Annotated in this window: 19 protein-coding genes; 13 read left to right on the top strand and 6 right to left on the bottom strand. The window is 73.0% G+C overall.

The genetic code is table 11. The features are described 5' to 3' along the window. Positions 1 to 33: 33 nt before the first annotated feature. Positions 34 to 1,125 (bottom strand): cell division protein ZapE, encoded by a 1,092-nt coding sequence (gene zapE, locus ABUW04_RS28565; protein ID WP_380567219.1) that lies wholly within the window; start codon positions 1,123 to 1,125, stop codon positions 34 to 36. Between the two features lie 36 nt (positions 1,126 to 1,161). Between zapE and ABUW04_RS28560 the strand changes: the two genes are divergently transcribed. The 4 genes from ABUW04_RS28560 to msrB all read left to right on the top strand — a co-directional run bounded on the left by ABUW04_RS28560 (position 1,162) and on the right by msrB (position 4,382). Then, positions 1,162 to 1,914: a pyrimidine reductase family protein gene (locus ABUW04_RS28560; protein WP_380567217.1), complete on the top strand. Its 753-nt coding sequence runs from the start codon at positions 1,162 to 1,164 to the stop codon at positions 1,912 to 1,914. A 113-nt stretch (positions 1,915 to 2,027) separates the two neighbouring features. Continuing rightward, a complete protein-coding gene (locus ABUW04_RS28555) occupies positions 2,028 to 2,495 on the top strand; it encodes a hypothetical protein (RefSeq protein WP_030258820.1) in 468 nt (155 codons plus the stop codon). Between the two features lie 135 nt (positions 2,496 to 2,630). Then, positions 2,631 to 3,959, top strand: a complete 1,329-nt coding sequence (gene murC / locus ABUW04_RS28550) for a UDP-N-acetylmuramate--L-alanine ligase (RefSeq protein ID WP_380567338.1) — start codon at positions 2,631 to 2,633, stop codon at positions 3,957 to 3,959. Between the two features lie 15 nt (positions 3,960 to 3,974). After that, positions 3,975 to 4,382, top strand: a complete 408-nt coding sequence (msrB, locus tag ABUW04_RS28545; protein ID WP_030258824.1) for a peptide-methionine (R)-S-oxide reductase MsrB — start codon at positions 3,975 to 3,977, stop codon at positions 4,380 to 4,382. A 73-nt stretch (positions 4,383 to 4,455) separates the two neighbouring features. On the opposite strand, the gene ABUW04_RS28540 is transcribed toward msrB, so the two are convergent. Further along, the gene (locus ABUW04_RS28540) at positions 4,456 to 5,589 is read right to left on the bottom strand and encodes an FAD-dependent oxidoreductase (RefSeq protein WP_380567215.1); all 1,134 of its coding nucleotides are present in this window, start codon (positions 5,587 to 5,589) and stop codon (positions 4,456 to 4,458) included. A 94-nt stretch (positions 5,590 to 5,683) separates the two neighbouring features. Here ABUW04_RS28540 and ABUW04_RS28535 point away from each other — a divergent pair, with 94 nt between their 5' ends. Together ABUW04_RS28535 and ABUW04_RS28530 are read left to right on the top strand one after the other, a co-directional pair. Then, a complete protein-coding gene (locus ABUW04_RS28535) occupies positions 5,684 to 6,292 on the top strand; it encodes a TetR/AcrR family transcriptional regulator (RefSeq protein WP_380567214.1) in 609 nt (202 codons plus the stop codon). Positions 6,293 to 6,336: 44 nt separating this feature from the next. Continuing rightward, a complete protein-coding gene (locus tag ABUW04_RS28530) occupies positions 6,337 to 6,954 on the top strand; it encodes a TetR/AcrR family transcriptional regulator (RefSeq protein WP_380567213.1) in 618 nt (205 codons plus the stop codon). Between the two features lies 1 nt (position 6,955). Here the strand turns inward: ABUW04_RS28530 and ABUW04_RS28525 are convergent, their stop codons facing one another. Then, on the bottom strand, positions 6,956 to 8,209 hold the full coding sequence (locus ABUW04_RS28525; RefSeq protein WP_380567212.1) for an MFS transporter: 1,254 nt from the start codon (positions 8,207 to 8,209) through the stop codon (positions 6,956 to 6,958). Positions 8,210 to 8,453: 244 nt separating this feature from the next. On the opposite strand from ABUW04_RS28525, the gene ABUW04_RS28520 reads away from it, so the two are divergent. After that, entirely contained in the window at positions 8,454 to 8,840 is a 387-nt protein-coding gene (locus tag ABUW04_RS28520) for a hypothetical protein (protein ID WP_380567211.1), read from the top strand. Positions 8,841 to 8,896: 56 nt separating this feature from the next. On the opposite strand, the gene hemQ is transcribed toward ABUW04_RS28520, so the two are convergent. Continuing rightward, complete coding sequence (gene hemQ / locus ABUW04_RS28515) at positions 8,897 to 9,601, bottom strand: hydrogen peroxide-dependent heme synthase (protein ID WP_030258842.1); 705 nt, start codon at positions 9,599 to 9,601, stop codon at positions 8,897 to 8,899. Then, positions 9,598 to 11,031: a protoporphyrinogen oxidase gene (hemG, locus tag ABUW04_RS28510; RefSeq protein WP_380567210.1), complete on the bottom strand. Its 1,434-nt coding sequence runs from the start codon at positions 11,029 to 11,031 to the stop codon at positions 9,598 to 9,600. The genes hemQ and hemG overlap by 4 nt, the downstream gene beginning before the upstream one ends. 146 nt (positions 11,032 to 11,177) lie before the next feature. Between hemG and ABUW04_RS28505 the strand changes: the two genes are divergently transcribed. After that, on the top strand, positions 11,178 to 12,254 hold the full coding sequence (locus tag ABUW04_RS28505) for a DUF4349 domain-containing protein (protein WP_380567209.1): 1,077 nt from the start codon (positions 11,178 to 11,180) through the stop codon (positions 12,252 to 12,254). 125 nt (positions 12,255 to 12,379) lie between these two features. Here the strand turns inward: ABUW04_RS28505 and hemE are convergent, their stop codons facing one another. After that, entirely contained in the window at positions 12,380 to 13,444 is a 1,065-nt protein-coding gene (hemE, locus tag ABUW04_RS28500; protein WP_380567337.1) for a uroporphyrinogen decarboxylase, read from the bottom strand. Between the two features lie 115 nt (positions 13,445 to 13,559). On the opposite strand from hemE, the gene ABUW04_RS28495 reads away from it, so the two are divergent. From ABUW04_RS28495 to ABUW04_RS28475, 5 genes are all read left to right on the top strand, one after another. Next, positions 13,560 to 14,210 carry a DUF3000 domain-containing protein gene (locus tag ABUW04_RS28495; RefSeq protein ID WP_030258851.1) on the top strand — a complete coding sequence of 217 codons (651 nt, stop codon included), beginning with the start codon at positions 13,560 to 13,562 and terminating at the stop codon, positions 14,208 to 14,210. A gap of 230 nt (positions 14,211 to 14,440) precedes the next feature. Further along, complete coding sequence (locus ABUW04_RS28490; protein WP_380567208.1) at positions 14,441 to 15,166, top strand: LuxR C-terminal-related transcriptional regulator; 726 nt, start codon at positions 14,441 to 14,443, stop codon at positions 15,164 to 15,166. Positions 15,167 to 15,285: 119 nt separating this feature from the next. After that, on the top strand, positions 15,286 to 16,620 hold the full coding sequence (locus ABUW04_RS28485; RefSeq protein ID WP_380567207.1) for a ribonuclease D: 1,335 nt from the start codon (positions 15,286 to 15,288) through the stop codon (positions 16,618 to 16,620). 224 nt (positions 16,621 to 16,844) lie between these two features. After that, positions 16,845 to 18,065: a thiolase family protein gene (locus ABUW04_RS28480; RefSeq protein WP_380567206.1), complete on the top strand. Its 1,221-nt coding sequence runs from the start codon at positions 16,845 to 16,847 to the stop codon at positions 18,063 to 18,065. Beyond that, entirely contained in the window at positions 18,065 to 20,209 is a 2,145-nt protein-coding gene (locus tag ABUW04_RS28475) for a 3-hydroxyacyl-CoA dehydrogenase NAD-binding domain-containing protein (RefSeq protein ID WP_380567205.1), read from the top strand. Before ABUW04_RS28480 ends, ABUW04_RS28475 begins: the two co-directional genes overlap by 1 nt. Positions 20,210 to 20,310 lie beyond the last annotated feature (101 nt).

Below are 20,310 nucleotides of genomic sequence, written 5' to 3'. Positions count from 1 at the left end.
ACCGTACGACCCGGCACTGACAATCCGCTGCGGTCAGCTCACCCTGGCGCTGTCGCGGGCCAGCGCGACCAGACGGGAGACGGCCCGCAGGTACTTCTTGCGGTAGCCGCCGTTCAGCATCTCCTCGCTGAATATCCGGTCGAACGGCAGCCCGGAGGCGACCACCGGCAGCTCCCGGTCGTACATCCGGTCGGCCAGCACCACCAGCCGCAGCGCGGTGCTCTGGTCGGCCACCGGGACCACCCCGGTCAGGCAGACCGCCCCGACGCCGTCCAGCAGCGCGCCGTAGCGGCTCGGGTGGACGGCGGCCAGGTGCGCCAGCAGCTCCTCGAAGCCGTCCAGCGAGGCGGTCGCGCCGATCCTGTCCGCCACCGCGCCGACCTCCACGTCGGTGTACGGCGCCGGAGCCTCGGGCAGACCGCGGTGGCGGTAGTCCTGCCCGTCGATCCGGACGCTGTGGAACCGCGAGGACAGGCCCTGGATCTCGCGCAGGAAGTCCGCGGCGGCGAAGCGGCCCTCGCCGAGCTTGCCGGGGAGGGTGTTGGAGGTCGCGGCGAGCTTCACCCCAGCCTCGGCCAGCCGGCTGAGCAGCGTGGACACCAGTACGGTGTCGCCCGGGTCGTCCAGCTCGAACTCGTCGATGCACAGCAGCCGGTGCCCGGACAGCGCCTTGACGGCCTGCTGGAAGCCCAGCGCGCCGACCAGGTTGGTCAGCTCGACGAAGGTACCGAAGGCCTTGGGGCCCGGCGCGGCGTGCCACAGCGAGGCCAGCAGATGGGTCTTGCCGACCCCGTAGCCGCCGTCGAGGTAGATGCCGCCGGGGCCGGCCGGGACCGGCGCAGTCCGGCCGAACCAGCGCTTCTTCGCGGACTGCCCCGGGTCCGTGGCGTTCATCGTGCCGACGAAGGACTCCAGCACCCGCACCGCCTCGGCCTGGCTGGGCTGCTCCGGGTCCGGGAGGTAGGTGCTGAACCTGGCGCCCTGGAACCGCGGCGGCGGCACCATCTCGGCCACCATCCGCTCGGCGGGCACCACCGGGCTGCGCGAGGTCAGCGAGGCGGGCCGCGGCGCGGCATCAGCGAGAGCGGCAGGGGCGGGCGTTTCGGCAGCTGGCACAGCTCCCAAGCGTACGGTCCCGCCACCCGTGGAAGACTCAGCACTATGCGTCGACTGCTCCCGGAGACCCCGGATGTGACAGACCTCACCAGCCTGGCCGGGCTGGCCGAGGCCTACGCCTACCCCGACCGGCCCTGGCTGCGCGCCAACATGGTGTCCAGCCTGGACGGCGCATCGCGCCTGGACGGGCTCTCCGACGGGCTCTCCTCCGAGGGCGACAAGCGGATCTTCGGAGTGCTGCGGGCCCTGGCCGACGTGGTCCTGGTCGGCGCGCAGACGGTACGCGCCGAGGGCTACCGCCCGGCCCGGGCCCGCGCCGAGTTCGCAGAGGCCCGGGCGGCCCGCGGGCAGCAACCGGCCGCGGCGATCGCGATCGTCACCCGCAGCCTGGACCTGGACCTGGAGCTGCCGCTGTTCACCGAGCCGCTGGTGCCCACCCTGGTGATCACCTGCGCCGGCGCCCCCGCGGACGCCCTGGAAGCGACCCGGAAGGTGGCCGACGTGGTGGTCGCCGGGGAGGAGCAGGTGGACCTCCCGGCGGCGGTCGCGGCCCTGGCCGGGCGCGGCTGGACCAGGCTGCTCACCGAGGGCGGCCCGCGGCTGCTGGGCCAGCTGGCCGCGGCCGGCCTGCTGGACGAGCTGTGCGTCACCCTGGCACCGCTGCTGGCGTCCGGGGACGCCCCCAGGATCACCCACGGCCCCGACGCGCTCACCCAGCGGATGGACCTGGTGTCGCTGCTTGAGGAGAAAGGTTTCCTCTTTGCCAGGTACGCCCGTAGCGTGAGCAGTCGCACCTAACGGAAGAGGATCGTCCGCCTGCCGGGCGCGGATACCGGATCGGCCCGTTCCGCCCGGGCAGTATGAGGCCAGTGCCAGTGGTGCCGGGGGAAGCAGAACAAGAAGGGACGCGCGTGTTCACCACCGTACTTTTGATCGAGAAGGCCCTCTCCGCGGCCGACGTCGAACTGCTGACCACCCTGCACGGCGAGGACCCGGTCTCCTTCCACGTGCTGATGCAGCCGCGCGGACGGCAGGACGAGTTCCTGCGCGCCGTCGACGACGTGGCCTTCGGCTATCTGGACCGGGCCGCCCACGAGCGCGACGAGCCCCGGGGCGCCGAGGCCGTGGACACCGCGGCCGCCGGGCTGGAGCACACCCTGGAGGGGCTGCGGTCCGCCGGGGCGGAGGCCACCGGACGGGTGATCGAGGAGAACCCGCTGCAGGACCTCAAGGCGCTGGTCGCCGACGTGTCCGCGGACGAGGTCATCGTGCTGGCCGCGCCGCACTGGATCGAAGGGCTGTTCCACCGCGACTGGGCCTCGCAGGCCCGGCACAAGGTCGGCGTCCCGGTGCTGCAGCTGTTCGCCCAGCAGGACTGACCGGCCGTCGACTGCTGGCAGAATCGAGCCAGACCGTCCCGCCGCAACCCTCGGAGAGCCTCAGTGACGTCCCCTGCCCCCGCGAGTGCCGCTGATCTCGCCGCACCCCACTTCATCGGGATCGGCGGCGCGGGCATGTCCGGCCTGGCCAAGATCCTGGCGCTGCGCGGCGCCGCGGTCTCCGGCAGCGACGCCAAGGAGTCCACCGTCGTGCTGGCGCTCAAGCAGCTGGGCGCCGAGGTGTTCGTCGGGCACGCCGCCGAGCACGTCCCGGCCGGGGCGAGCTGCATCGTGGTCTCCAGCGCCATCCGCGCGGACAACCCGGAACTGGTCGCCGCCGGCGAGCGCGGCCTGCCGGTGATCCACCGCGCCGACGCGCTGGCCGCGCTGATGCAGGGGCACCGCGGCCTCGCCGTCGCCGGGACCCACGGCAAGACCACCACCACCAGCATGCTGGCGGTCAGCCTCACCGCCCTGGGCCTGGACCCCTCCTTCGCCATCGGCGGGGACCTCAACGAGCCGGGCAGCAACGCCCACCACGGCACCGGCGAGATCTTCGTCGCCGAGGCCGACGAGAGCGACCGCAGCTTCCAGAAGTACTCCCCCGAGGTCGCCGTGGTCCTCAACGTGGAGCTGGACCACCACGCCAACTACGCCTCCATGGACGAGATCTACGAGTCCTTCGAGGCCTTCGTGGCCCGGATCGTGCCCGGCGGCACCCTGGTCGTGGACACCGACCACGCGGGCGCGGCCGAGCTCGCGGCCCGGGTCGCCGGCCGCGAGGACCTGACCGTGGTCCGGGTGGGCGAGTCCGAGGGCGCCGACGTCCGAATCCGCTCCATCGTCGCGCGCGGGATGACCAGCGAGGTCACCGTGGTGCTCGACGGCCGCGAGCTGACCTTCACGGTCTCCGTCCCGGGCCGCCACTACGCCCACAACGCGGTGGCCGCGCTGGCGGCCGGGGTCGCCCTGGGCGTCCCGGCGGCCGAACTGGCCCAGGCGCTCAGCAGCTACCAGGGCGTGCGCCGCCGGCTCCAGCTCAAGGGCGAGGTCCGCGGGGTGCAGGTGATCGACTCCTATGCGCACCACCCCACCGAGATCGCCGCCGACCTGGAGGCCATCAACGCGGCCTCCGGGGACGGCCGGGTCCTGGTGGTCTTCCAGCCGCACCTGTTCAGCCGCACCCAGCAGCTGGGCGCCGAGATGGGCGAGGCGCTGTCGCACGCCGACGCCGTGGTCGTCCTGGACATCTACCCGGCCCGCGAGGACCCGGTCCCCGGCGTCACCAGCGAGCTGGTGATCGCCGCCGCCCGGGCCCACGGCGCCGACGTCACCCCGGCCCACTCGCTCGCGGACGTGCCCGACCTGGTCGCGGGAATGGCCAAGGACGGCGACCTTGTTCTCACCATGGGCGCCGGGGACGTGACCTTCCTCGGGCCCGAGATCCTTGCTCGCCTCGCCTGAAAGGCAGGACACCTGATGTCGTACGAGATCGAGAAGACCGACGCCGAGTGGCGCGAGCAGCTCACCCCGGCCGAGTACGCCGTCCTGCGCCAGGCCGGCACCGAGCGCCCGGGCGTCGGCGAGTACACCGACACCAAGACCGAGGGCGTCTACTCCTGTCGCGCCTGCGGCAACGAGCTGTTCAGCTCCGAGACCAAGTTCGACAGCCACTGCGGCTGGCCCTCCTACTTCTCCCCCCTCGCCGAGGACCGGGTGCAGTACATCGAGGACACCACCATGGGCATGCGCCGGGTCGAGGTGCGCTGCGCCAAGTGCGGCTCCCACCTCGGCCACGTCTTCGAGGGCGAGGGCTACGGCACCCCGACCGACCAGCGCTACTGCATCAACAGCATCTCGCTGAAGCTGCGGCCCGCAGCGGGCTGAGACGGCAGAGTGGAGCCCCCGGTGCGCGATCGCGCACCGGGGGCTCCACCGTCTGCGCGGGGGCCGGCTCCCGCTAGCGGTAGCGGAGTTCGGCCAGCTCGGTGGTGAGGTTGGTGCGGAAGGCCGGGATCCGGGCCAGGACCGGGAGGACGGCGTTGCGCAGGGTCCGCACCAGCGGGTTGCGGACGGTGGAGATGCGGGTCATCCGGTCGGTGAAGGCGACCACCCGGAGGGCGACCGGGCGGCGCTGGGGCTCGTAGCGGGCCGGGTCGCCGTCGGCGAGGGCCCGGCCGAGGGCGTAGGCGTCCTGGATCCCGGTGTTCATGCCCTGGCCCCCGGCCGGGCTGTGGACGTGGGCGGCGTCGCCGGCCAGGAACAGCCGGCCGGCCCGGTAGCGGTCGGCGACCCGGTGGTGCACCCGGAACCGGGAGGACCAGGCGACGGCGGTGACCCTGGCCTGCCCGGGGGCCCGCTCGTCCAGCAGCTGCTGGACGAAGGCCAGGTCGGGCTCGGCCGGGGCCTCGTCCACGGTGGCGACGACGCGGTAGTGGCCGCCGGGGAGCGGGGCGACGACGCTGATCCCGTGGCTGCTGAAGCCCAGTGACACCTCGTCGGCCCCCGGCGCCCAGTCCATCTCGACGTCGGCCAGGACGAAGGACTCGCCGTAGGCGGAGCCGGAGAAGCCGATCCCGGCCGCCTCCCTGACCGCGCTGTGCATGCCGTCGGCGCCGACCGCGTAGTCGGCCCGCAGCGTCTCGCCGGTGTCGGTGGTGAGGGTGACCCCGTTCTCGTCCTGGACCACGCCCTTGACCTGGTACGGGCGGTGCACATCGCCGCCGAGCTCGCGCAGCCTGGCCAGCAGCACCGCCTCGGTCCGGTCCTGCTGCACCAGCAGCGCGTACGGATACGCCGTGGGCAGCTTGCCGAAGGTGGTGCTGAGCAGCGTGCGGGAGCCGTCGCGGACGGTGAAGCGGTCTATCTTCAGCCCGCGGGCGATCAGTTCCCGGTCCGCGCCCAGCTCCTGCAGCACCTCCAGGGTGCGGGCGTGCACCACGGCGGCGCGGGAGGTGTTGGCCCCCTCGGCCAGCCGGTCCAGCAGCACGAAGTCGACGCCGGCCTCGGCCAGGGTGACGGCCAGCGCGAGCCCGGTGGGGCCGGCCCCGACGATGGCGACGGTGGTGCTTGCGGGAAGAGCTGTGGCGTTCATCCGAGCCTCCGACTGCTTGTGCCAACGTCTGTTGGCATTACTGTGCAGCAGTCCCGGCTTGAGTGTCAACAGTTGTTGGCCTACATTTGTTGGCATGACGTCCGACGAGGAACCGCCCACCGCGGCGAAGCGCTCGGACCGCACCAAGGCCACCATCCTGAGTGCGGCCCGCCGACGTTTCGCCGCCGACGGCTACGAGCGCACCACCATCCGCGCCGTCGCCGCCGACGCCGCCATCGACCCGTCCATGGTGATGCGCTACTTCGGCAGCAAGGAGCGGCTGTTCGACGCCGCCCTCACCATCGACCTGCGGCTGCCGGACCTCGGCGCCGTCGCCCCGCAGGACCTGGCCGGCACCCTGCTGCGCCACTTCCTGGACCGCTGGGAGAGCGACCCGGCCGACGACGCGCTGCTGGTGCTGCTGCGCTCGGCGGTGACCAACGAGCGGGCCGCGCTGCGGATGCACGAGATCTTCGCGACCCAGGTGGCCCCGGCCCTGGGCGCCGCGCTCGGCCCGCAGGCCGCCGCGGTGGCCCCGGTGCTCACCACGCAGCTGCTCGGACTGGCCCTGACCCGCTATCTGGTGCGGCTCCCCGCGGTCACCGCGCTCACCCCGGAGCAGCTGGTCGACGCCCTGCTCCCGGCCGTGCAGGCCACGGTGCGGTCGGCCGGGTCGCGGCCGCCCGGTCCGACTACGCTCTGACCGGGGAAGTACCGGGATTCCGACGGAGAGTGAGGGAGCGTCCCATGGAGGAGGCCGTCGCCGGACGCGCCACCAGGGGCCGGCCGCGCAGCGAGCGCGCCAGGTCCGCCGTCCTGGAGGCGGCGGCAGAGCTGCTGGTGTCCGGTGGCATCGACGCGGTGACCATGGAGGCGATCGCGGCCAGGGCGCAGGTCAGCAAGGCCACCCTGTACAAGTGGTGGCCGTCGCGGGCGCACGTGATGCTGGAGAGCCTGTTCAGCCGGACCAGGCACACCACCGAGATCGACGAGTCCGCCCCGCTGGAGGAGGCGCTGGTCAGTCAGTTGTCGCTGGTGACACGGGAGTTCCGGGAGACCGAGACGGGTCCGCTGATGGCCGACCTGGTGGCCGCCGGTCAGGCCGACCCGGACATCCGGGCCGCGCTGGACGAGCAGTGGCTCCGCCCGCGGCGGCAGATCACCACCCGGCTGCTGCGGGCCGCGGTGGAGCGCGGTGAGCTGGACCCGGGGATCGACCTGGCGGCGGCGGTGGACCAGCTCTTCGCCCCGGTCTACTACCGGTTGCTGCTGGGCCACGAGCCGTTGCACGACGACCTGGCGGCGACGCTCACCGGGCAGTTGCTGAACGGGCTGCGGACCGGGGCCGCCGCTCCGAAGGGGTGAGTCAGCCCCGGGAGCGCGCCTCGCGCAACTGTCCCAGGGTGGAGACCACCCACACGGCCAGTCCGACCAGGGGCAGGGCGGCGCCGAGCAGGGTGACCCCGGTCCAGCCGTAGCTGTCGTGCACCGCGCCGGAGACGCCGGTGGCCAGCGCGCCGCCGAGGAAGACCGAGGTCATGAAGACCGTGTTGATCCGGGCCCGGGCGTCGGCCCGGAGGCCGTAGATCTCCCGCTGACTGAGGACCTGGTGGCTCTGGACCGCCAGGTCCAGCAGGACGCCGGCCAGGGCCAGCAGCACCAGGTTTCCGGCCCAGAGCCCGGCCAGCAGCATCGCCACCACGGCCAGGGCCAGCGCCAGTCCGCTGCCCAGCCGGCCGTGGCCGCGGTCGCCCAGCCACCCGGCCAGCGGAGCGGCGGCCGCCCCCGCCGCGCCGACCAGCGCGAACAGCCCGATCCCGACCTGGCCGAGGTGGTGACGGCCGATCAGCTCGAAGGACACCGAGGTCCAGAAGCAGCTGAAGGCGCCGAACATCAGCGCCTGGCAGAGCGCACGCCGCCGCAGCGCGGGCTCCTCGCGGACCAGCCGGCCTATCGACAGCATCAGCTGCGGGTAGGTGCCGGCGTGGTCGGGCTGCCGCTTGGGGAGCACCCGGACCAGCAGCACCGACAGCGCCACCATGAGCACGGCGGACACCAGGTAGATGGTGCGCCAGCCCCAGGCGGCGGCGATCAGGCTGGAGACGGTGCGGGCCAGCAGGATGCCCAGCAGCAGTCCGGTCATCACGGTGCCGACGACCTTGCCGCGCTCACGTTCGGGTGCCAGGTGGGCGGCGAGCGGAACCAGGATCTGGGCGACCACCGAGGTCATCCCGACCAGTACCGACATCGCCAGGAAGAACCCGAAGTCCGGCGAGAGCCCGGCCGCGAGCAGGGCGGCCGCGGTCACCAGCAGCGTGCGCGAGGCGAGCGCCCGGTTCTCCAGCAGGTCACCGAGGGGCAGCAGCAGCACCATGCCGAGCGCGTAGCCGAGCTGGGTGAGGGTGACCACCAGCGCGGTGCTGCCCTGGCTGACACCGAAGGCCGAGGCGATCGGGGCCAGCACCGGCTGCGCGTAGTAGATGTTGGCCACGGCCATCCCGCAGCCGATCGCGAGCACCAGGATCACCCGGCGCAACCGGGCGGGCGACAGCTCGGACGCCCCCTGGACCGCGGGGGTGCCGGTGACCGGGGCCGGCCGGCCCTGCTGGGTGTCCCGCATACGAACTCCTCCACGACGGCGTCCCGGTATTTACTGAACGCATCGTTCACTATACACCCGGGTCCGCGGCCCCTGGCAGCGAATGGGGCGAAGGGAGCAAGTCGCACGCCGTGCCGGAGGAAACCTCAAATCTAGCTCTGAGAATGGCGACCAGCCCTTCCCCCATCGACGGCCCGGGGAGATGCTCAGGGCCATGGAGCCGGGTGCGGGGGACCCGGCTCCTCCGCCTTTGTGGAGGTGCGGGGTGAGCCTTGACGTCTCGTTCACCGTCTCCGGTGCCGCTGTGGGGGCGGCCTCGTTGAATCTGGTGCGATGCGCGGTCCGGGGGCGGAGCCGGTCGAGGCCCGCACTCGCCGCCGCCAACCGGCTGATGGGGTGGGCCCTGCTGCTGACGCTCGCACTGGGGACCGTGGCGACGCTCGGCTGGGCCGACGACAGCATCCAGGGCACCCAGGGGCTGGACCGCAATCCGCCGGTGCTGGGCACGGCGGTCCTGTGCGCGGTCGGCACCGTCGTCATGATCGCCGCCAATGCGCTGGCCCGGCGGGTCCCCGACCGGCCGTCGGTCGGCCGGGAACCCGCTGTTTCGGCGCGCCGGGACCGGTGGAGATCGGCCTCGGGCACCCGCTGACCGCGGGCCGCCCGGCTCGGTGATACTCCGTCAGTTGCCGGGCGCGCTCCGGCGGTTCAGGCCAGGCCGGCCAGCAGCTCGGCGACCGGCTTGCGGCGCCCGGTGAAGAAGGGCACCTCCTCGCGGACGTGCAGCCGGGTCTCCGAGGCACGTAGGTCGCGCATCAGGTCGACAATCCGGTAGAGGTCGTTCGCCTCGAACGCCAGCAGCCACTCGTAGTCGCCCAGTGCGAAGGAGGCGACCGTGTTGGCCCTGACGTCGGGGTAGCCGCGGGCCAGCATCCCGTGCTCCATCAGCAGCCGGCGGCGCTCGGCGTCCTCCAGCAGGTACCACTCGTAGGAGCGGACGAAGGGGTAGACGCAGACGTAGTCGCGCGGGGTCTCGTCGGCGAGGAACGCCGGGATGTGCGACTTGTTGAACTCGGCGGGGCGGTGCAGCGCCATGTTGGACCAGACCGGCTCCAGGGCGCGGCCGAGCCGGGTGCGGCGGAAGCGGTTGTACGCCTCCTGCAGGTCGTCGCTGTCCTCGGCGTGCCACCAGATCATCAGGTCGGCGTCGGCACGCAGCCCGGAGACGTCGTAGGTGCCGCGGACGGTGACGTCCTTCTCGGCGAGCTGCGCGAACAGCTCCTCGACCTCGGCCGCGTGGGCGCTGCGGTCGTCCGGCAGCACGTCCTTGAGCCGGAACACCGACCACAGGGTGTACCGGATGACCTTGTTGAGGTCGCGTGCCTTCGGCTTGTTCTCACTGCTTTCCGTCATGCGCCCATTGTCCCTTCCCGGGCGAGCGCCCCCTGCACCAGGGTTGCCGCCCGCCAGCCGCCGGCGATGCAGGCGGGGATGCCGACGCCCTGGTAGGCCGCCCCGCACAGGGCCAGGCCCGGCAGTTCGGCGACCTGCTTCTCGATCAGGTCCACCCGGTCCAGGTGCCCGACCGGGTACTGCGGCAGCCCGGCACGCCAGCGGGTGACCGTGCTCGCGAACGGGACGGCGGTGATCCCGGCGGCCTCGGCGAGGTCCCGCAGCGAGCGGGCGACCAGCTCGGAGTCGTCCAGGTCGAGGTCCTGCTCCTCGTTGTGGCGGCCGACCGAGGTGCGCAGCACGAAGGTGTCGGGGGCGGCCTCGGCCAACCAGCGCCACTTGTTGCTGGAGAAGGTGGACGCCTTGATCGAGCGCCCGTCCACCGGCGGCACCAGGAAGCCGCTGCCGGACAGCGCGCCCAGCTCGGAGCGGTGGAAGGCGAGGGTGACCAGTGCCATTCCGGCGTACTCGACGGCGGCCAGCCCGGCCGAGGCGGCTGGGGCCTCGACGGCCAGCAGCCGCGCCGCGGCCGGGGCCGGCACGGCGAGGACCACCGCGTCGGCCTCCAACAGCTCCTCCCCCACCTGCAGTTGCCATCCGTCGGGGGTACGGCGCAGCGAGCGCGCCTCGGCGCCGAGCCGCAGCTCGACCCCGGCGGCGCGGCAGGCCTCCGCGACCGCGACCGGGAGCCGGCCGATGCCGCCGTCGATGCCCTGGAAGACCGGGGCCGGGTTGGCCGGGGTGGCGGCCTGTAGCGCCCGCACGCCCTGGACCAGCGAACCGCCGCCCCGCGCGGTGGCCAGCAGCTGCGGTACCGCGGCGCGCAGCGACAGTGCGTCGGCGTGGCCGGCGTAGACCCCGCCGAGCAGCGGCTCGACCAGCCGGTCGACCACCTCGCGGCCGAGCCGGTCGGCGATGTAGGCGCCCACCGCGACGTCGTCGCCGACCTCGGTGACCGGGCGGTCGGGGTCCAGGTCCTCGCCGATCCTGGCCAGGCCCTCGGGCGAGACCACCCCGGAGGCGGCCAGCGCGTCCAGGTCCCCGGGCACGCCCATCACCTGTCCGGCGGGCATCGGGCGCAGCGCGCCCCGGGTCCAGATGGCGGCCTTGGCGGTGGCCGGCGGCTGCAGGGCGTCGCCCAGGCCGACGGCGCGGGCCAGGGCGACCGCCTCGGGGCGGCGGGCCAGCATCGACTCGGCGCCGAGGTCGACCCGGACGCCGGCCAGTTCGCCGGTCCTGAGCTTGCCGCCGAGGCGGTCGCCCGCCTCCAGCAGGGTGACCCGGGCGCTGCGGGGCGAGCCGTCGGCGCCGGACAGCCGCGCGGCGGCGGCGAGACCGGCGATGCCGCCGCCGACGACCACGACATGGGGCAGGGAGGCTGTGCTCTGCATGGACTTCACTCTCGCACATGCGCTCCGGTGCCCCGATCGTGACCTCGATGTGACGCCCGCACCGGGAACCTGTCGCCGGGTCGCCGGGTCCAATGGTGGAATCGGCCCGCCACGGGGCGGGCCTGCCAGAGGGGGAGGACCGGACCATGGGGCAGACGCGCACAGGACGGAACAGACGCCGGGGCACGGCGCTGGGAGCGGTGGTACTGGCCGGCGGGCTGGCGCTCGGGGCGTGCAGCGCGAGCAGCGGGACCAGCAACTCCGCTGCGGCCGGCAGCGCGGCGAACAACAAGGCGGCGGCGCCCCAGGCCCAGGCGGGGGCCGCCGGGAGCGGTTCGAGCTCGGGCAGCGGGAGTGGAAAGAGCACCGGCGGCACGTCCTCGGCGCAGTTGCAGGCGGCCCAGGCCGCGCGGTCCATCATCTACACCGGTGAGATCCAGCTGCGCACCGAGGGGGTGGACGCGACCGCCGCGCGGGCGGAGGCGCTGGTGAAGTCGGCGGGCGGCTACGTCGACTCGGAGGTGACCGGCACCGTCGGCACCATCCCCTACGTCCCCTACGCGGTGTCCTCCGGCAGCGGCACCGGCTCGACGGCGCAGACGCTCTCCCCGCCCACCGACGCCAGCGGCGAGTCGGCCCAGCTGGTGCTGCGGGTGCCGGCCGTCTCCTACGACAGCGTCTTCGGCCAGTTGCAGACCCTGGGCACGGTGCTGGCCCAGCAGCGCACCGCGCAGGACGTCACCCAGCAGGTGGTGGACATCGACAGCCGGGTGAAGTCGGCGCAGGCCAGTGTGGACCGGGTGCGGGCGCTCTACGACAAGGCGCAGAGCATCGCCGACGTCACCACGCTGGAGCAGGACCTCACCCAGCGCGAGTCCGACCTGGAGTCGCTGGAGGCGCAGCAGCAGGCCCTGGAGTCGCAGGCGGCGATGTCGACGGTGACGCTGGAGCTCTACGCCAAGGCGACCGCACCGGCTGCGCCGCACGGCAGGAGCGCGGGGGGCGCTGCGCTCTCGGCCCTGAAGAGCGGCTGGCACGCGCTCTACCTGACGTTCCGTTGGCTGCTGGTGGCGCTTGCGGCCGTGCTGCCGTTCCTGGTGCCGATCGGCCTGCTGATGTGGCTGGTGCAGGTGGTGGCGCGGCGGCGGCAGAACGTCCGGGACGCGGTTCGCGCCGAGCAGGAGCCGTCTGAGCTGGAGCCGGAGCACCAGGGGGGCTCGTGAGCGATTGCGGCTGCGGGCCGTAGCTGGCTTGTCGCGCAGTTCCCCGCGCCCCTGGGGGTCTGCAACTGGCTCAGTTGCAGACCCCCAGGGGCGCGGGGCCGCCGTCGAAGATCCGCCGGAGGCGGTCAGCGCTGGGTGGCCTCGTGGACGTGGGCGACCAGGCGGGTGAGGGTGTCGGGGTCGGTGCTGGGCAGCACCCCGTGGCCGAGGTTGAAGACGTGGCCGCGCCCGCTCGCCTCGGCCGCCGCCAGCACCTCCTCGGTCTTGGCGCGGATCGCCGCCTCGGGGGCGAACAGCACCGTCGGGTCGAGGTTGCCCTGCAGTGCCTTGCCGGGGGCGACCCGGCGGGCGGCCTCGTCCAGCGGGACCCGCCAGTCGACGCCGACCACGTCCGCACCCGCGTCGCCCATCAGCCCGAGCAGCTCACCGGTGCCCACGCCGAAGTGGATCCGGGGCACCCCGTAGCCGGCGACCGCGTCGAACACCTTGGCGCTGGCCGGCATCACCGAGCGCCGGTAGTCGTCCGGGGCCAGCGCGCCGACCCAGGAGTCGAACAGCTGCACCGCCGAGGCCCCGGCCTCGATCTGCACCTTGAGGAAGGCGGCGGTGATGTCGGCGAGCCGGTCCAGCAGCTCCTGCCACAGCTCCGGGTCGCCGTACATCAGCGCCTTGGTGTTCTCGTGGTTCTTCGACGGGCCGCCCTCGACCAGGTAGCTGGCCAGCGTGTAGGGGGCGCCGGCGAAGCCGATCAGCGGGGTGGCGCCCAGTTCGGCGGTGAGCAGGCCGATGGCCTCGGTGACGTAGCTGACGTCCTCGGGCTCCAGCGGCCGCAGCTGCCGCAGGTCGGCGCGGCTGCGGATCGGGTTGGCGATCACCGGGCCGATGCCGGGCTTGATGTCCAGGTCCACGCCGATGGCCTTGAGCGGCACCACGATGTCGCTGAAGTAGACCGCGGCGTCCACCTGGTGGCGGCGCACCGGCTGCAGGGTGATCTCCTTGACCAGCTCCGGCATCGTGCAGGAGTCCAGCATGGCGATGCCCTCGCGGACCTTCAGGTACTCGGGCAGCGACCGCCCGGCCTGGCGCATGAACCACACCGGGGTGTGCGGCACCTCCTCGCCCCGGCAGGCCCGCAGGAACGCGGAGTCCTTCACTGCATCGGAGTCTTGCACCGCACCGGACTTCGCCACTGTCTCACTCCCGCTGTCGCTCACGGCACAAATCCTCGCACGCGCGCGACCCGGTTCCGTGCCCGGCCCGTGGTGCCTCCCGCACGCGAAGGTGCCCGCGTCTTACTCTTCCGGCATGGCAGCGGTCAGCGGGCACCCAGCGAGTGAGGACGGAACCCCCGGCGTACCGCCGGTCTTCCGCGAGGCCGTGGAGGCGCTGCGCGGGACGCGGCTGCGCCCCGAGGTGGTCATCGGCGACACCCCGGCGCCGCGCAAGCTGGCCTCCTACGCCTACGCCCTGACGGCCACGGTGGAGGTGGACGGGGAGGAGCTGGCGGACGGGCGGCTGGTGCTGCTGCACGAGCCGGGCGGCCACGAGGCCTGGAACGGCGAGTTCCGGCTGGTGTCCATGGGCCGCGCCGAGCTGGAGCCGGAGATGGGCTCGGACCCGCTGCTGGGCGAGGTCGGCTGGTCCTGGCTGATGGACGCGCTGTCCCAGCAGGGCGCCCGCTGGACCGAGCCGAGCGGCACGGTCACCCGCTGCTCCTCGCAGTACTTCGGCGGCCTGGCCGAGCGCGAGGGCTCCACCGAGATCGAGATCCGCGCCTCCTGGACCCCGCTGCCGCACGACCTCCCCGGCGGCGGCTTCGCCGAGCACCTGCGGGCCTGGTGCGAGCTGCTGTGCCAGTGCGCCGGCCTGCCCCCGGCGCTGCCCGCGGCTTCGGCGGGCCCGGCCGCGGCCACCGGCGGCGTGGTACCGATGCCGATGCGCCGCCGCCCGCTCTGAAATTCGGGCAGACGTTCGGCGTGTCGACCGCTTTTGATCACTTTAGGGTGACTTACGCTCGGTCGAGTTGGTCAAAATGCACGAAGTGCCCGATTTGACGCTCACTCAATCGTGATCATTCGCTAAAGCCGGGCAACCATCATGCCGAAGCAGTCAGTGACCCTTTCCACCCGAGGACCCCACCCCATCTGCGACTGACCGGGTCTTCGAGCCATCCCTCAGGAGGCCTGGTGTCTGTTCTTCTCGAGCACCCCGCAAACCTGGTCGCCTATCGTCCGACCAAGCCCACCGCCATGGTGGTCGTCGCGGACCCCCGGGTCCGCAGCACGGTCACCCGGCACCTCTGGGCCCTGGGCGTTCGCGACGTGATCGAGGCTTCCTCACTCGCCGAGGCCCGCCCCCGGGTCGGCACCCCCCGAGACATCTGCATCGCCGACGTCCACCTCCCCGACGGGTCGGGGCTGGCGATCCTCGCCGAGACCCGCGCCGCGGGCTGGCCCAACGGCCTGGCCCTGTCCGCGGCCGACGACATCGGCGCCGTCCGCAGCGCGCTGGCCGGCGGGGTGAAGGGGTACGTCGTCACCGGCACCCGGGTCAACACCGGCCTGCCGCAGCGCCCGGGGATGGCCGGCGCCCCCGGCATGGGCGGCCGTCCCGGCCTGCCCGGCCACCTGCGCCGTCCCGGAATGCCCGGCGGCGCTCCCGGCGGGACGCCCGGGGCCGCTCCCGGCACCCCCGGCACTCCCCCGCCGCCCGCCTACCGGGAGCTGTCCGGCCGCGAGGTGGAGGTGCTCCGGCTGGTCGCCGAGGGGCAGTCCAACAAGGCCATCGGCGTCGCCATGGGCCTGTCCGCACTCACCGTCAAGAGCCACCTCGCCCGGATCGCCCGCAAGCTCGGCACCGGCGACCGGGCCGGCATGGTCGCGGTCGCGCTGCGCACCGGAATCATCCACTAGTACGACCAGCGCCTCACCGTATGAGGGAACGTTCCTCCGCCCTCCTACGGTGAGGCGCAGCCGTGTGCGACTGTGTGCGCGCAGGCGGACGGGAAGGCGCACGGGCGTAGGCTTGGCGCGTGACCGACGCCCGCGAAGCCACCACCGACAGCACAGACGACGCCACAGGCAGCCAGGCTGCCGGCGACGGGGCCGACGCCCCGGAGGCCGGCGGTCCGGTTCCGCTGCTGGAGCCTCGTGAGGGCATCCCCCCGGTGGTCGCCGACGCGGCCGCGCTCGCCGAGGTCGTGGCCCGCTTCGCGGCCGGGACCGGGCCGGTCGCCATCGACGCCGAGCGGGCCTCGGGCTACCGCTACGGACAGCGCGCCTACCTGGTGCAACTGCGCCGCCAGGGCGCCGGCAGCACCCTGATCGACCCGGTCGGCTGTCCCGACCTCTCCTCGCTGGGCGCGGCCCTGGCGGACACCGAGTGGGTGCTGCACGCCGCCACCCAGGACCTGCCCTGCCTGGCCGAGCTGGGCATGCGGCCGACCTCGCTGTTCGACACCGAGCTGGCCGGCCGGATCGCCGGCTTCCCCCGGGTCGGCCTGGGGCCGATGGTGGAGAGCGTGCTGGGCTTCACCCTGGAGAAGGGCCACTCCGCCGTCGACTGGTCCACCCGGCCGCTCCCCGAGCCGTGGCTGCGCTACGCGGCACTGGACGTCGAGGTGCTGGTGGACCTGCGGGACGCGCTGGAGGCGGAGCTGGACGCCCAGGGGAAGCTGGACTGGGCCAAGGAGGAGTTCGCCGCGATCGCCGCCGCCGGTCCCCCCGCGCCCAGGGTGGACCCCTGGCGCCGGACCTCCGGCGTGCACAAGGTGCGCCGCCGCCGGCAGCTGGCCGCCGTCAAGGAGCTGTGGCAGACCAGGGACCGGGTGGCCCGGGACCGCGACATCTCGCCGGGCCGGATCCTCTCCGACGCCGCCATCGTCACCGCCGCGCTCGCCATGCCGGCCAACATCCACGCGCTGCAGGCCCTGCCCGGCTTCGGCCCTCGGGTGCACCGCCGGGCGCTGGAGCAGTGGTTCGCCGCCGTGGAGACGGCCCGGGCGATCCCCGAGGCCCAGCTCCCGCCGCCGTCGGCCCCGCACGAGGGCCCGCCGCCGCCCCGCTCCTGGGCCGAGAAGGACCCGCTGGCCGCCGCCCGGCTCGCGGGCGCGCGCAGCGCGGTGGGAACGCTCGCCGAGTCGCTGAACCTCCCGCAGGAGAACCTGGTCTCGCCGGACCTGGTGCGCCGGGTCTCCTGGACCCCGCCCTCCCCCGCCACCGCCGAGGCGGTGGCCACCGCTCTGCGCGGCCACGGCGCCCGCAGCTGGCAGTCGGAGCTGGTCGCGCCGGTGCTCGCCAAGGCGTTCGCGCAGGCCCGCACCCCTGCCCCGGTGCCCCCGGCGGCCTCCGCCAACGGTCAGGGCTGAGCCGGCCGCAGGGTCGCCGCACAGCGCGGGAGCGCTCCAAACGGGCTGCGGAAGGGCGGCCGGAGGACTGCTCCGGGTTCGGTATGGGAAACGAAGTTACTAGCAGGTAGCATCTCTTCCAGGGACGTCGTCGACCCGTCACGGGCGGCGGCTGCCCCGCACCGGTCCAGCTGGGCCGCTACGTCATTTGGGCCCCCACATGGGGACTTGGGAGGAGAGCCACCGTGCCTCGTACCGCGAGGGACGTCGTCTTCGTCGACGGCGTCCGCACCCCGTTCGGCAAGGCCGGACCGAAGGGCATCTACGCGGAGACCCGCGCCGACGATCTGGTGATCAAGGCCATCCGCGAGCTGCTGCGACGCAACCCGAGCCTGGACCCGGCCCGCGTGGACGAGGTGGCCATCGCCGCCACCACGCAGATCGGCGACCAGGGCCTCACCCTGGGCCGCAGCGCGGCGCTGCTGGCCGGCCTGCCGAAGACGGTGCCCGGCTACTCCATCGACCGCATGTGCGCCGGCGCGATGACCGCCGCCACCTCGGTCGCCGGCGGCATCGCCTTCGGCGCCTACGACATCGCCATCGCCGGCGGCGTCGAGCACATGGGCCGCCACCCCATGGGCGAGGGCGTGGACCCCAACCCCCGCTTCCTGTCCGAGAAGGTCGTCGACGAGTCGGCGCTGTTCATGGGCATGACCGCGGAGAACCTGCACGACCGGTTCCCGCACCTGACCAAGGAGCGCTGCGACGCCTACGCCGTCCGCAGCCAGGAGAAGGCCGCCAAGGCCTACGCCAACAACGTCATCCAGCCCGACCTGGTCCCGGTCGCGGTGCGCCGCACCAATGAGGCGGCCGGTGAGACCGGCTGGGGCCTGGCCACGGTCGACGAGCCGATGCGCCCGGGCACCACCCTGGAGATGCTGGCCGGCCTGAAGACCCCGTTCCGTCCGCACGGCCGGATCACCGCGGGCAACGCGGCCGGACTCAACGACGGCGCCACCGCCTCGCTGATCGCCGCCGAGGACGTGGCCCGCGAGCTGGGCCTGCCGGTCAAGATGCGGATGGTCTCCTACGCCTTCGTCGGCGTGGAGCCCGAGGTCATGGGCATCGGCCCGGTCCCGGCGACCGAGAAGGCGCTGCGCCAGGCCGGTCTGACCATCGCCGACATCGGCGCGTTCGAGATCAACGAGGCCTTCGCCATCCAGGTCCTCTCCATGCTGGACCACTTCGGCATCGCCGACGACGACGAGCGGGTCAACCCCTACGGCGGCGCGATCGCCTACGGCCACCCGCTGGCATCCTCCGGCGTCCGGCTGATGACCCAGCTGGCGCGCCGCTTCGAGGAGCGCCCCGACGTCCGCTACGGCCTGACCTCCATGTGCATCGGCATGGGCATGGGCGGAACGGTCATCTGGGAGAACCCGAACTTCACCGAGGGTGGCAAGTGATGAGCACTCCAATCATTAACGACACCACCGCGCTGCTCAAGCGCGCCCACGAGCTGTTCCCGGACGAGGTAGTCACCTCGGCCCACGTCCGCCACCTGGACCTGCCGCTCGGCGCGGGCAAGTTCGCGCTGATCACCCTGGACAACGGCTTCGACCACACCAAGCCGACCACCTTCGGCCCCGGCTCGCTGGCCAGGCTGAGCGAGGCGCTGGACCAGGTCGAGCGCGAGGCCGCGGCCGGCGAGATCGCCGCCGTCGGCGTCACCGGCAAGCCGTTCATCTTCGCGGTCGGCGCCGACCTCAAGGGCGTCGAGGTGCTCAAGGAGCACAGCGACGCGCTGGCCATCGGCAAGGGCGGCCACGACGTCTTCAAGCGGATCGCCGCGCTGCCCGTGCCGACCTTCGCCTTCTACAACGGCGCGGCGATGGGCGGCGGCGTCGAGGTCGGCCTGCACTGCGACTACCGCACCGTCAGCACCGGCGTCCCGGCGTTCTCGCTGCCGGAGTGCTTCCTCGGCCTGGTCCCCGGCTGGGGCGGCTGCACCCTGCTGCCCAACCTGATCGGCCCGGCCAAGGCGATCTCGGTCATCATCGAGAACTCGCTCTCGCAGAACCGCCAGCTCAAGGGCAAGCAGGTGTTCGACCTGGGCATCGCCGACGCGGTGTTCGCCCCGGCCGACTTCCTGGAGCAGTCACTGCTCTGGGCCGCCACCGTGCTCAAGGGCGAGACCGTCGTCGAGCGCCCGGAGATCGACCGCGGCGAGGCCTGGGACGCGGCGGTCGCGCACGGCCGCGCCATCGCCGACTCCAAGGTGCACGGCGCCGCGCCGGCCCCGTACCGGGCGCTGGACATCATCGCCGCGGCCAAGAACGGCGATCTGCAGCAGGGCTTCGACGCCGAGGACGCGGCGCTGGCCGACCTGATCATGGGCGGCGAGCTGCGCAGCGGCATCTACGCCTTCAACCTGGTGCAGAAGCGCGGCAAGCGCCCGTTCGGCGCGCCGGACAAGTCGCTGGCCCGCCCGGTCACCAAGGTCGGCGTGGTCGGCGCGGGCCTGATGGCCTCGCAGCTGGCGCTGCTGTTCGCCCGTCAGCTCAAGGTGCCGGTGGTGCTCACCGACATCGACCAGGAGCGGGTCGACAAGGGCGTGGGCTACGTCCACGGCGAGATCGACAAGCTGCAGGCCAAGGGCCGGCTCAACCAGGACGGCGCCAACCGGCTCAAGGGCCTGGTCACCGGCTCGCTGGACAAGGCCGCCGCCTTCGGCGACGCGGACTTCGTGATCGAGGCGGTGTTCGAGGAGCTGGGCGTCAAGCAGCAGGTGTTCGCGGACGTCGAGGCCGTGGTCTCGCCGACCTGCATCCTGGCGACCAACACCTCCTCGCTGTCGGTCACCGAGATGGCCGCCAAGCTGGAGCACCCGGAGCGCGTCGTCGGCTTCCACTTCTTCAACCCGGTCGCGGTGCTGCCGCTGCTGGAGATCGTCCGGGGCGAGAGCACCGACGACGCCTCGCTGGCCACCGCGTTCGGCGTGGCCAAGAAGCTGAAGAAGACCGGCGTGCTGGTCAAGGACGCCCCGGCGTTCGTGGTCAACCGCATCCTCACCCGCTTCATGGGCGAGATCCAGACGGTCATCGACGAGGGCACCCCGATCGACACGATCGAGAAGGGCGTGGAGCCGCTGGGGCTGCCGATGTCGCCGATCGTGCTGATCGAGCTGGTCGGCCCGGCCATCGCGCTGCACGTCTCGGAGACGCTGCACGGGGCGTTCCCGGAGCGGTTCACCGTCTCCGAGAACCTGCGCCGGGTGGTCGCGGCCGGCAAGCGCGGCTTCTACACCTGGGCCTCCGGGCAGCAGGAAATCGACCCCGAGGTCGCAGCGCTGCTGCAGGTCGGCGACGTGGTGCTGACGCCGGAGCAGGTGCTCGACCGGGCGCTCACCGCGGTGGCGCAGGAGATCGCGCTGATGCTGGACGAGGGCGTGGTGGCCGAGGCCCAGGACATCGACCTGTGCCTGATCACCGGCGCGGGCTGGCCCTTCCACCTCGGCGGGATCACTCCCTACCTGGACCGTTCGGGCGTCTCCGAGCGGGTCAACGGCAAGCCGTTCCTGGCTCCCGGGATCGCCAGCGTTCCCGCGTAGTTGCTTTTAGGGGCGCGGGGAACTGCGCGACCAGCCCTCTACGAAGGTGCATGGTTGGCAGCGCAGTTCCCCGCGCCCCTGGCTGTGGTTACTCAGGGCGG

This window comes from Streptacidiphilus jeojiensis (assembly GCF_042510965.1).
Taxonomy (GTDB): domain Bacteria; phylum Actinomycetota; class Actinomycetes; order Streptomycetales; family Streptomycetaceae; genus Streptacidiphilus; species Streptacidiphilus jeojiensis.
Note: the sequence above shows the minus strand (reverse complement) of the source record. Positions and strands in the feature narration are given on the sequence as shown.

What these genes read in the sequence shown, in the direction of transcription:
- ABUW04_RS28560 (WP_380567217.1), top strand. Translation starts at nt 1,162, where the DNA reads ATGCGTCGACTGCTCCCGGAGACCCCGGATGTGACAGACCTCACCAGC.
- murC (WP_380567338.1), top strand. Translation starts at nt 2,631, where the DNA reads ATGTCCGGCCTGGCCAAGATCCTGGCGCTGCGCGGCGCCGCGGTCTCC.
- msrB (WP_030258824.1), top strand. Translation starts at nt 3,975, where the DNA reads ATGTCGTACGAGATCGAGAAGACCGACGCCGAGTGGCGCGAGCAGCTC.
- ABUW04_RS28540 (WP_380567215.1), bottom strand. Translation starts at nt 5,589, where the DNA reads ATGAACGCCACAGCTCTTCCCGCAAGCACCACCGTCGCCATCGTCGGG.
- ABUW04_RS28535 (WP_380567214.1), top strand. Translation starts at nt 5,684, where the DNA reads ATGACGTCCGACGAGGAACCGCCCACCGCGGCGAAGCGCTCGGACCGC.
- ABUW04_RS28530 (WP_380567213.1), top strand. Translation starts at nt 6,337, where the DNA reads ATGGAGGAGGCCGTCGCCGGACGCGCCACCAGGGGCCGGCCGCGCAGC.
- ABUW04_RS28525 (WP_380567212.1), bottom strand. Translation starts at nt 8,209, where the DNA reads ATGCGGGACACCCAGCAGGGCCGGCCGGCCCCGGTCACCGGCACCCCC.
- hemQ (WP_030258842.1), bottom strand. Translation starts at nt 9,601, where the DNA reads ATGACGGAAAGCAGTGAGAACAAGCCGAAGGCACGCGACCTCAACAAG.
- hemG (WP_380567210.1), bottom strand. Translation starts at nt 11,031, where the DNA reads ATGCAGAGCACAGCCTCCCTGCCCCATGTCGTGGTCGTCGGCGGCGGC.
- ABUW04_RS28505 (WP_380567209.1), top strand. Translation starts at nt 11,178, where the DNA reads ATGGGGCAGACGCGCACAGGACGGAACAGACGCCGGGGCACGGCGCTG.
- ABUW04_RS28495 (WP_030258851.1), top strand. Translation starts at nt 13,560, where the DNA reads ATGGCAGCGGTCAGCGGGCACCCAGCGAGTGAGGACGGAACCCCCGGC.
- ABUW04_RS28475 (WP_380567205.1), top strand. Translation starts at nt 18,065, where the DNA reads ATGAGCACTCCAATCATTAACGACACCACCGCGCTGCTCAAGCGCGCC.